The organism is Streptomyces sp. NPDC046831, from assembly GCF_040645305.1.
Classification (GTDB): domain Bacteria; phylum Actinomycetota; class Actinomycetes; order Streptomycetales; family Streptomycetaceae; genus Streptomyces.
On sequence record NZ_JBEYXZ010000065.1, the window covers coordinates 1 to 10,238 of the forward strand.

Below are 10,238 nucleotides of genomic sequence, written 5' to 3' on the forward strand. Positions count from 1 at the left end.
CATCAGCGTCCTGTTCGCCATGCTCCGCGACGGAACCTTCTACGAACCCAGAACCCCACAGCCTGCTTGACGAAAGACATAGAGGCACCCCCCCCCGCCGAGCCGCCGGTCCCGTGCCGAGCCGCCGCCCGCCGAGCCGAGCCGCCGGTCCCGCGGGAGCGGCCCGCCCCGCAGGGGAGCCACCGCCGGCGTGCGCGACAGACGTGGTCCCGCCCGGCGGGCGTCGTGACGCTACTCGCGGAAGCGGTACCACAGCCGCGGGTACCGCTCGGCGAGCGCCTCGTCGTCCTCGAAGTCGACGGGCGTGCCCTCTGGCTCCGCGGGGGCGGGCGGGACGCCGAGATCGGGGGCGACCGTGCCCGTGAGCTGCTCGTACGCCTCGTCCGCCGCGTAGCCGAGGTCCTCGGCGTCGCCGTCGGCGTCCTCGTCGAAGTCGTCGAGCAGGTCGGCCAGCGCGTCCGGGTCGTGCAGGGCGCCCTCGAAGACCTCCCGGCCCTGCCCGATGAGCCAGCAGCGGAAGAAGTCGAAGGCGTCGTCGCTGGCGCCGTCGAGGAGGACCCACGCGGCGCCCCACAGATCCCAGCGGTAGGCGCGGTTGTAGCGGGCCTCGAAATGACGGGCGAAGTCCAGGACCTGCTCGGGGTCGAGTGCGAGCAGCCGCTCGACCAGCGAGTCGGCCTGCTCCTCGGGGTCGCCGTCGGCGGCGTCCCGGCTGGCGTCGATGAGCTCCCAGAAGTCGGTCTCGTCCATCACGGGTCAAGCATCGGCCCTCACGCCGGGCGACGCACGTGGAGTACCCGGATTCCGTGCGGGCCGGCGCCGAACGTACCGGGCACGGACCCGCGCCCCGTCGCGGCGCGTGTCACGACGCAGCATGTGCCGGCAGGCCGCGGCTGAGAGCCTGCGTCCGGCGCGACGCGGGCAAGGGCCCGCACCCCGGGGCGCCAAGGCCCGCCTGATCGCGCCCGCGCTGAGCAGCCCGGCCACGGGCGGGCGTGCCCGTCGGCGCCGGCGCCCCGGTAGCCGCCGCGCCCTCCGTCTCACGCGGTAGTGGGCGCAGCGCCGTCTCACCCGCGGTACAGGGCGGCGAGACGCGCCGCGTCCCGGGCGAAGCGTGCGCGCAGTGTCTCGGGGCCCAGCACCTCGGCCTCCGGGCCGAGCGCCGTCAGCTGGTCGTGCGCCACCTCCTCGGACTCCACCGGCAGGGTGACCGTCACCCACCCGTCCGCGTCCGGGGCACCGGCCGTCTCCAGCGCCTCCCGGGCCGTCGGCGCGGCGACGGTGTGCGGCAGCCGCCGCACACCGGTCTCCGACAGCCGCACCACGACCTCGGCCCGCAGCAGGGAGCGGGCGAACTGCTCCGCCCGCTCCTCCCAGAAGGCGGGCAGGCCGAAGCCGGGGTCCCGCTCGAACCGCTCCTCACCGGCGTCGACGGCGGTGAAGCGGTCGATCCGGTACACCCGGAAGGAGCCGTGCCCCGCCGCCCGGGCGCACAGGTACCAGACGCCCGCCTTGAGCACGAGCCCGTACGGCTCCAGCTCCCGTACCACCTCGCCGTCCTCGCGCCGGTAGCGGGCGGTGATCCGGCGGTCGTCCCACACCGCGTCCGCGACCGCGGGCAGCAGCTCGGGCGTCCCCGGCTCACGGAACCAGGTGGGCGCGTCCAGGTGGAACCGCTGCGCCGCCGTGCGCGACGCGTCCCGCAGGGAGGGCAGCAGCGCCGCCGACACCTTCAGCCGGGCGGCGGAGGCGGCGTCCTCCAGCCCCATCTCCCGCAGCGCCCCCGGCACGCCGCTGAGGAACAGCGCCTCGGCCTCGTCACGGCCCAGCCCGGTCAGCCGCGTCCGGTACCCGCCGACGAGCCGGTAACCGCCGGCCCGTCCGCGGTCGGCGTACACCGGCACGCCCGCCTCCGACAGCGCCTGCGCGTCCCGTGTGACGGTCCGCTCGGACACCTCCAGCTCGCGGGCGAGCTCGGCGGCGGTCATGGAGGCGCGGGACTGGAGCAGCAGGACCATCTTGATCAGCCGGGCAGCACGCATGGGGTCATGATGCCGCCGGCCATGGACGACGGGGCCAACTGCGACCGACACGGAGGCGGGACACGCGGGCGGGCGAGCCCGGACGCGACCCTCGGGCGCACGGCGAAGGGGCACGGCCGTGACCGTGCCCCTTCCTCCTGCTCGCGCTCCTGCTCGCGGACCCTTACAGGCCGTACTTCTCCCGCGCCTCCTTGACCGCCGAGGCCTTCACCTCGCCGCGCCGGGCGAGCTGGGCCAGCGCCGCGACGACGATCGACTGGGCGTCGACGCCGAAGTGGCGGCGGGCGGCGTCACGGGTGTCCGACAGGCCGAAGCCGTCGGCGCCCAGGGACGAGTAGTCCTGGTCCACCCACTGCGCGATCTGGTCCGGGACCTGGCGCATGTAGTCGGAGACCGCGAGGACCGGACCCTCGGCGCCCTGCAGCGCCCGGCGCACGAACGGCACGCGCTCCTCGCCGCGCAGCAGCGCCGCGTCGGCCTCCATGGCGTCCCGGCGCAGCTCGCTCCAGGACGTCGCCGACCACACGTCCGCGGCCACGCCCCACTCCTCGGCGAGCAGCCGCTGCGCGTCGAGCGCCCAGTGGATCGCCGTGCCGGAGCCCAGCAGCTGGATGCGCGGGGCGTTCGCCGGGGCGCTCAGGCCCGCCGACTCCGCCGTGTTGAAGCGGTACAGGCCCTTGACGATGCCCTCGTCGATTTCGGGGGCCGACGGCTTCGCCGGCTGCGGCAGCGGCTCGTTGTAGACGGTGAGGTAGTAGAAGACGTTCTGGTCCTCGCCCGGGGCCGCCTCGCCGTACATGCGGCGCAGACCGTCCTTGACGATGACCGCGATCTCGTACGCGAAGGCCGGGTCGTACGTCAGCGCGGCCGGGTTGGTCGCGGCGATGACGGGGGAGTGGCCGTCGGCGTGCTGGAGGCCCTCACCGGTCAGCGTGGTGCGGCCGGCCGTCGCGCCGACGAGGAAGCCGCGGCCGAGCTGGTCGCCGAGCTGCCACATCTGGTCGGCCGTGCGCTGCCAGCCGAACATCGAGTAGAAGATGTAGAACGGGATCATCGGCTCGCCGTGCGTCGCGTACGACGACGAGGCGGCGATGAAGTCGGCCATCGAACCGGCCTCGGTGATCCCCTCGTTGAGGATCTGGCCGTTCCTGGCCTCCTTGTAGTACATCAGCTGGTCCCGGTCGACCGGCTCGTACGTCTGGCCCTTGGGCGAGTAGATGCCGAGCGACGGGAACAGCGACTCCATGCCGAAGGTGCGGGCCTCGTCCGGGACGATCGGCACCCAGCGCCTGCCGGTCTCCTTGTCGCGGACCAGGTCCTTGACGAGCCGGACGAAGGCCATGGTGGTCGCCACGTTCTGCGAGCCGGAGCCCTTGTCGAAGGCGGCGAACGCCTTGTCGGCGGGCGCGGGCAGCGGCGCGACCGGGTGCACGCGGCGGGCCGGGGCGGGGCCGCCCAGGGCCGCGCGGCGCTCCTGGAGGTAGCGCACCTCCGGGGAGTCGGCGCCCGGGTGGCCGTAGGGCACCACGCCGTCGACGAAGTCGCTGTCCTTGATCGGCAGCTGGAGCCGGTCGCGCATCGCCTTGAACTCGTCCACCGTCAGCTTCTTCATCTGGTGGTTGGCGTTCTTCGACGCGAAGCCCTCACCGAGGGTGTGGCCCTTGACCGTCTGCGCCAGGATGACCGTCGGGGCGCCCTTGTGCTCCAGGGCGGCCTTGTAGGCGGCGTACACCTTGCGGGGCTCGTGACCGCCGCGGGAGAAATGGAAGCAGTCGAGGATCTTGTCGTCGCTCAGCAGCTTCGCCATCTCGGCGAGCGCCGCGTCCTTGCCGAAGAAGTCCTCGCGGATGTAGGCGGCGCCACGGGTCTGGTACGTCTGGATCTGGGCGTCCGGCACCTCGCGCAGGCGGCGGACGAGCGCGCCGGTGGTGTCGAGGGCGAACAGCTCGTCCCAGGCCGAACCCCACAGGGTCTTGACGACGTTCCAGCCGGCGCCGCGGAACTGGGCCTCCAGCTCCTGCACGATCTTGAAGTTGGCGCGGACCGGGCCGTCGAGGCGCTGCAGGTTGCAGTTGATGACGAAGGTGAGGTTGTCCAGCTCCTCACGGGCGGCGAGCGCGAGCGCGGCCGTCGCCTCCGGCTCGTCCATCTCGCCGTCGCCGAGGAACGCCCACACGTGCGAGGCGGAGACGTCCTTGATGCCGCGGTGGGTGAGGTAGCGGTTGAAGCGCGCCTGGTAGATCGCCGACAGCGGGCCGAGGCCCATGGAGACGGTCGGGAACTCCCACAGCCAGGGCAGACGGCGCGGGTGCGGGTAGGAGGGCAGGCCGTTGCCGCCCGCCTCCCGGCGGAAGTTGTCGAGCTGCTCCCCGGTCAGCCGGCCGTCGAGGAAGGCGCGGGCGTAGATGCCCGGGGAGGCGTGGCCCTGGATGTACAGCTGGTCGCCGGAGCCGTCGCCCTCCTTGCCCCTGAAGAAGTGGTTGAAGCCGGTCTCGTACAGCCAGGCCGCGGAGGCGAAGGTGGCGATGTGGCCGCCGACCCCGTACTTGCTGCCGCGGGTCACCATCGCGGCCGCGTTCCAGCGGTTCCACGCGGTGATGCGCTGCTCCATCTCCTCGTCACCGGGCACGGCCGGCTCGGCGGAGGTGGGGATGGAGTTGACGTAGTCCGTCTCGAGCAGCTTCGGCAGGGCGACGCCGTTGCCCTCGGCGCGCTCCAGCGTGCGGCGCATCAGGTACGCGGCACGGTGCGGCCCGGCCGCCTTGGCGACGGCGTCCAGGGAGGCCTGCCACTCGGCGGTCTCCTCCGGGTCGCGGTCCGGGAGCTGGTCGAGCTCGCTCGGCTGGATGGCGTTGGGGTCGGTCATGTCGCCGCCTTCCTCAGTCGAAGGGGGTTCCCTCATCGTCAAGGGTTCGGGGTTGCCCTTGGTCTTTGGCAGGACAGGGCATGAGGCTCCGGTGGGAGCCCGTCGGTGACTGTAACCCCCTGATCGATGATCGATCAAAGAAAACCCGGGGGAAACCTCTCGATCTCGAGAAAGTCGGCACGGGGTGTCTCCACCGAGGGCACCCAGTGTCGTGACCGACCGACCTTTCCGCAGGTCGCAGCGGCGTGTGAGCGGCCCCCCGCTCCGCTGTCGGCAAGGCCGAGCGCCACCCGCATGGCCGTCCGCCGCACGTGGAGGACCGTCCCACGGCGCGTGCACACCGCGACGACGGCGCTCGGGCCGCGCACGAACGGAAGGGGCCGTGTCGGGGGGTGCCCGCCCGCAGCGGCCGGCGCGTCCGCCCCGGGTTCCGCCTCAGGACACGGTTCCCGCGCCGGTCCGAGGACGGGCACCCCCCGGCGCGGCCCCGACCCACCCACGCGCAAGGCGCCTCCACGCACCGCACGCGCGACGCGCCCTACGCACCGCACGCAAGACGGGCCCCGACGCACCGCAGGCAGCACGCGCCCGCGCCCCACCCACGCACCGCACGCAAGACGGGCCCGCGCCCCACCCGCGCACCGCAGGCAGCACGCGCCCGCGCCCCACCCACGCACCGCACGCAAGACGGGCCCGCGCCCCACCCACGCACCGCAGGCAGCACGCGCCCGCGCCCCACCCACGCACCGAACCCGAAACGCGCCCGCGACCCAACGCACCGCACGCAGCACGAAACCCCGCCCCACGCACCGCACCGGCCGCGAGGCCGCCCCCGCCCGGACGGCCCTCAGGCCCGGGGCGCGCACCCCAGCACGTGCGACTTCACCAGCTCGGCGATCCGCGGATCCCGCCGCTTGAACGCCTCCACCAGCTCCTGGTGCTCCTCGGCGTACGACTGCTGGACCGTCCCCAGCCAGCGGATCGACAGCGCGGTGAACACCTCGATGCCCAGGCCCTCCCAGGTGTGCAGCAGCACCGAGTTGCCGGCCGCGCGGACCATCTCCCGGTGGAAGGCCACCGTGTGCCGCACCTGCGCCGTCCCGTCGGCGTTGCGGTCGGCCTCGTACAGCGCCGCCACGTGCGGCTCCAGCGCGGAGCAGTCCTCCGCCAGCCTCTCCGCGGCGAGCTCCGCGGCGATCGCCTCCAGGCCCGCCCGGACCGGGTAGCTCTCCTCCAGGTCGGCCGCGGACAGGTTCCGCACCCGCACGCCCTTGTTCGGCGCCGACTCGATCAGCCGCAGCGACTCCAGCTCACGCAGCGCCTCGCGCACCGGCGTCTGGCTGACCTCCAGCTCGGTCGCGATCCGCCGCTCGACGATCCGCTCGCCCGGCTTCCAGCGCCCGCTGACGATCCCCTCCACGATGTGCTCGCGGATCTGCTCGCGCAGCGAGTGGACGACGGGCGCGGTCATGAGGGCTCCTTCACGAGGGGCAGTCCAATGCGGCGGCCCAGCGGGCCTCGTCGGCGGGCGGCGGTCGGGCGGCGGACGGAGCCCGGGCGTTCGACGCTTAGACAATACGGCCGCCGGTTCCCCCGTACAGGGCGTATGCGGGGGCTTTGCCGCAGGTGAGACGAGGCTTACACGGCGCCGGGCCGACAAAGGCGGCGCCCCCGCCCGGAATGTTCCGGGCGGGGGCGCCGCGCACGTGCCCCGAGGTGGCGTCAGAGACCGAGCTCGACCTCGAACTCGCCCGCCTCCAGGATCGCCTTGACCGCCGTCAGGTAGCGGGCGGCGTCGGCGCCGTCCACCAGGCGGTGGTCGTAGGAGAGCGTCAGGTAGGTCATGTCGCGGACGCCGATGACCGTGCCCTCCTCGGTCTCGATGACGGCCGGGCGCTTGACGGTGGCGCCGATGCCGAGGATCGCGACCTGACCCGGCGGCACGATGATCGTGTCGAACAGCGCGCCGCGCGAACCGGTGTTGCTGATGGTGAAGGTCGCACCGGACAGCTCGTCCGGCGTGATCCTGCTGGCCCGGACCTTGCCCGCCAGGTCGGCCGTGGCCTTGGCGATGCCGGCGAGGTTGAGGTCACCGGCGTTCTTGATGACCGGGGTCATCAGGCCCTTCTCGGAGTCCACCGCGATACCGATGTTCTCGGCGTCGAAGTAGGTGATGGTCCCCTCGGCCTCGTTGATCCTGGCGTTGATGGCCGGGTGGGCCTTCAGCGCCTGCGCGGCGGCCCTGACGAAGAACGGCATCGGGGAGAGCTTGACGCCCTCACGGGCCGCGAACGCGTCCTTGGCGCGGGCGCGCAGCTTCATCAGGCGGGTCACGTCGACCTCGACCACCGAGGACAGCTGGGCCTGCTCGTGCAGGGCCTTGACCATGTTGTCGCCGATGACCTTGCGGATCCGCGGCATCTTCACGGTCTGGCCGCGCAGCGGCGAGGCCTCCAGGACCGGGGCCTTGCGGGCGGCCGGCGCCTGGGCGGCCGGGGCCGGGGCCGCGGCGGCGGCCTTGGCGGCCTCGGCGGCGGTCAGGACGTCCTGCTTGCGGATGCGGCCGCCGACGCCCGTGCCCTTGACGGTGGACAGGTCGACGCCGTTCTCGGCGGCGAGCTTGCGCACCAGCGGGGTCACGTAGGCACCCTCGTCGGTCGCCTGGGCGGCGGCCGGGGCCGGGGCCGGAGTGACCGGAGCCGGGGCGGGCGCCGGGGCGGACGGCACCGGCTCGGGGGCCGGTGCGGTCTCCTGCTGCGGCGCCGGAGCCGTCGGGGCCTGCGGGGCCGGGGCGGCGGGGGCGGGCGCCGGAGCGGCCGGAGCCGCGGGGGCGGGCGCCGGGGCCTCGGCGGCGGGCGCCGGAGCCTCGGCGGCGGGCGCCGGCGCCGGAGCGGCCGGGGCCGGGGCGGCCGCGGGAGCGGCACCCGGAGCGCCGATGACGGCGAGCTTGGCACCGACCTCGGCGGTCTCGTCCTCGCCGACCACGATCTCCAGGAGCACACCGGAGGTGGGCGCCGGGATCTCGGTGTCGACCTTGTCCGTGGAGACCTCGAGCAGCGGCTCGTCGGCCTCGACGGAGTCGCCGACCGACTTCAGCCAGCGCGTGACGGTGCCCTCGGTGACGGACTCGCCGAGTGCGGGCAGGACCACGTCCGTGCCCTCGGCGGAGCCGCCGCCGGAGGCGGCCTCGGCGGTCGGGGCCGGGGCGGGAGCGGCCTGCTCGGTGGAGGGCTGGGCCGCCGGCTCGGGGGCCGGAGCGGCCTCGGCGGCGGGGGCGGGGGCGGCCTCGGCGGCGGGGGCCGAGGGAGCCGCGGGGGCGCCGGAGCCGTCGTCGATCAGGGCCAGCTCGGCGCCGACCTCGACCGTCTCGTCCTCGGCGACCTTGATGGAGGCCAGCACGCCGGCGGCCGGGGAGGGGATCTCGGTGTCGACCTTGTCGGTCGAGACCTCGAGCAGCGGCTCGTCGGCCTCGACGCGCTCGCCCTCGGCCTTCAGCCAGCGGGTGACAGTGCCCTCGGTGACGCTCTCGCCGAGCGCCGGAAGGGTTACGGAAACCGCCATGGTTTCGGTTGCTCCTTACGGATGGGGTCTCCCCCGGTCCACGAGCGGGCCGGGAACCGGGGGAAGCGGAAGTCTGTGTCGTCGCGCCCGATGACGGAAGGCGTCAGTCGTGGGAGTGCAGCGGCTTGCCGGCCAGCGCCAGGTGGGCCTCGCCGAGCGCCTCGTTCTGCGTCGGGTGGGCGTGGACGAGCTGGGCGACCTCGGCCGGCAGCGCCTCCCAGTTGTAGATCAGCTGGGCCTCGCCGACCTGCTCGCCCATGCGGTCGCCGACCATGTGGACGCCGACCACGGCACCGTCCTTGACCTGGACGAGCTTGATCTCGCCCGCGGTCTTCAGGATCTTGCTCCTGCCGTTGCCCGCCAGGTTGTACTTCAGAGCGACGACCTTGTCCGCCCCGTAGATCTCCTTGGCCTTGGCCTCGGTGATCCCGACGGAGGCGACCTCCGGGTGGCAGTACGTCACCCGCGGGACACCGTCGTAGTCGATCGGCACGGTCTTCAGACCGGCCAGACGCTCCGCCACCAGGATGCCCTCGGCGAAACCGACGTGCGCGAGCTGGAGCGTCGGGACGAGGTCGCCGACGGCGGAGATGGTCGGAACGTTCGTGCGCATGTACTCGTCGACGAGGACGTAACCGCGGTCCATGGCGACCCCGGCCTCCTCGTAGCCCAGGCCCTGCGAGACCGGGCCGCGGCCGACGGCGACGAGGAGGACCTCGGCCTCGAACTCCTTGCCGTCGGCGAGGGTGACCTTGACACCGTCCTGGGTGTACTCGGCCTTCTCGAAGAAGGTGCCCAGGTTGAACTTGATGCCGCGCTTGCGGAAGGCACGCTCGAGCAGCTTGGAGGAGTTCTCGTCCTCGACGGGGACGAGGTGCTTCAGACCCTCGATGATCGTGACGTCGGCACCGAAGGACTTCCAGGCGGAGGCGAACTCGACACCGATGACACCGCCGCCGAGGATGATCGCGGACTTCGGCACGCGGTCCAGGACGAGGGCGTGGTCCGAGGAGATGACGCGGTTGCCGTCGATCTGCAGGCCCGGCAGCGACTTCGGCACGGAGCCGGTCGCCAGCAGGACGTGACGGCCCTGGATCCGCCGGCCGTTGACGTCGACGGAGGTCGCGGAGGACAGGCGGCCCTCACCCTCGATGTAGGTCACCTTGCGCGAGGCGATCAGACCCTGGAGGCCCTTGTACAGGCCCGAGATGACGTCGTCCTTGTACTTGTGGACGGCCGGGACGTCGATGCCCTCGAAGGTGGCCTTGACGCCGAACTGCTCGCTCTCGCGGGCCTGGTCGGCGATCTCGCCGGCGTGCAGCAGGGCCTTGGTGGGGATGCAGCCCCGGTGCAGGCAGGTGCCGCCGACCTTGTCCTTCTCGATCAGGGCGACGTCCAGGCCCAGCTGCGCCCCGCGCAGGGCCGCGGCGTAACCACCGCTACCACCGCCGAGGATCACTAGGTCGAAAACGGTGCTGGCGTCGTTCGCCACGTCACGTCCTCCATGCATGTGCGCCGTGCGCCGGTCGTCGGTGACCGGCAGGCGGCTGGTGTCCGGCCGCTGAAGCTTCGGCCCTTCGGTGGGGCCCTGTCCTGCCGAGCCCCATCTTCGCACTTGTCGGGACCCGGCGAGACGCCGGGCCTGAGTGTGATACGTCGCACGCCCGCGGGCCGGGGCGGCCGGCCGCGCGGGCCCGCGCGTCCTGCGCTTCCAGAACCGCCACACCGCGCAACTGGAGGACGACCACATCGCGTAGGCGGCCGCGCGT

6 protein-coding genes are annotated in these 10,238 nt (G+C 73.3%); all 6 read right to left on the minus strand.

Annotated features, from left to right (window positions below; all coding sequences use genetic code 11):
* Positions 1 to 231: 231 nt before the first annotated feature.
* Positions 232 to 750, minus strand: coding sequence for a DUF4240 domain-containing protein (locus ABZ920_RS30200; RefSeq protein ID WP_361511969.1), 519 nt, complete (start codon positions 748 to 750; stop codon positions 232 to 234).
* Positions 751 to 1,067: 317 nt separating this feature from the next.
* The gene (locus ABZ920_RS30205; protein WP_361511954.1) at positions 1,068 to 2,042 is read right to left on the minus strand and encodes a WYL domain-containing protein; all 975 of its coding nucleotides are present in this window, start codon (positions 2,040 to 2,042) and stop codon (positions 1,068 to 1,070) included.
* A 163-nt stretch (positions 2,043 to 2,205) separates the two neighbouring features.
* Complete coding sequence (gene aceE, locus ABZ920_RS30210) at positions 2,206 to 4,908, minus strand: pyruvate dehydrogenase (acetyl-transferring), homodimeric type (RefSeq protein ID WP_361511957.1); 2,703 nt, start codon at positions 4,906 to 4,908, stop codon at positions 2,206 to 2,208.
* An 847-nt stretch (positions 4,909 to 5,755) separates the two neighbouring features.
* Entirely contained in the window at positions 5,756 to 6,379 is a 624-nt protein-coding gene (locus ABZ920_RS30215) for a GntR family transcriptional regulator (RefSeq protein WP_361511960.1), read from the minus strand.
* Between the two features lie 251 nt (positions 6,380 to 6,630).
* The gene (sucB, locus tag ABZ920_RS30220) at positions 6,631 to 8,469 is read right to left on the minus strand and encodes a 2-oxoglutarate dehydrogenase, E2 component, dihydrolipoamide succinyltransferase (RefSeq protein ID WP_361511963.1); all 1,839 of its coding nucleotides are present in this window, start codon (positions 8,467 to 8,469) and stop codon (positions 6,631 to 6,633) included.
* A gap of 103 nt (positions 8,470 to 8,572) precedes the next feature.
* Positions 8,573 to 9,961, minus strand: coding sequence for a dihydrolipoyl dehydrogenase (gene lpdA, locus ABZ920_RS30225; protein WP_361511966.1), 1,389 nt, complete (start codon positions 9,959 to 9,961; stop codon positions 8,573 to 8,575).
* Positions 9,962 to 10,238: the final 277 nt, after the last annotated feature.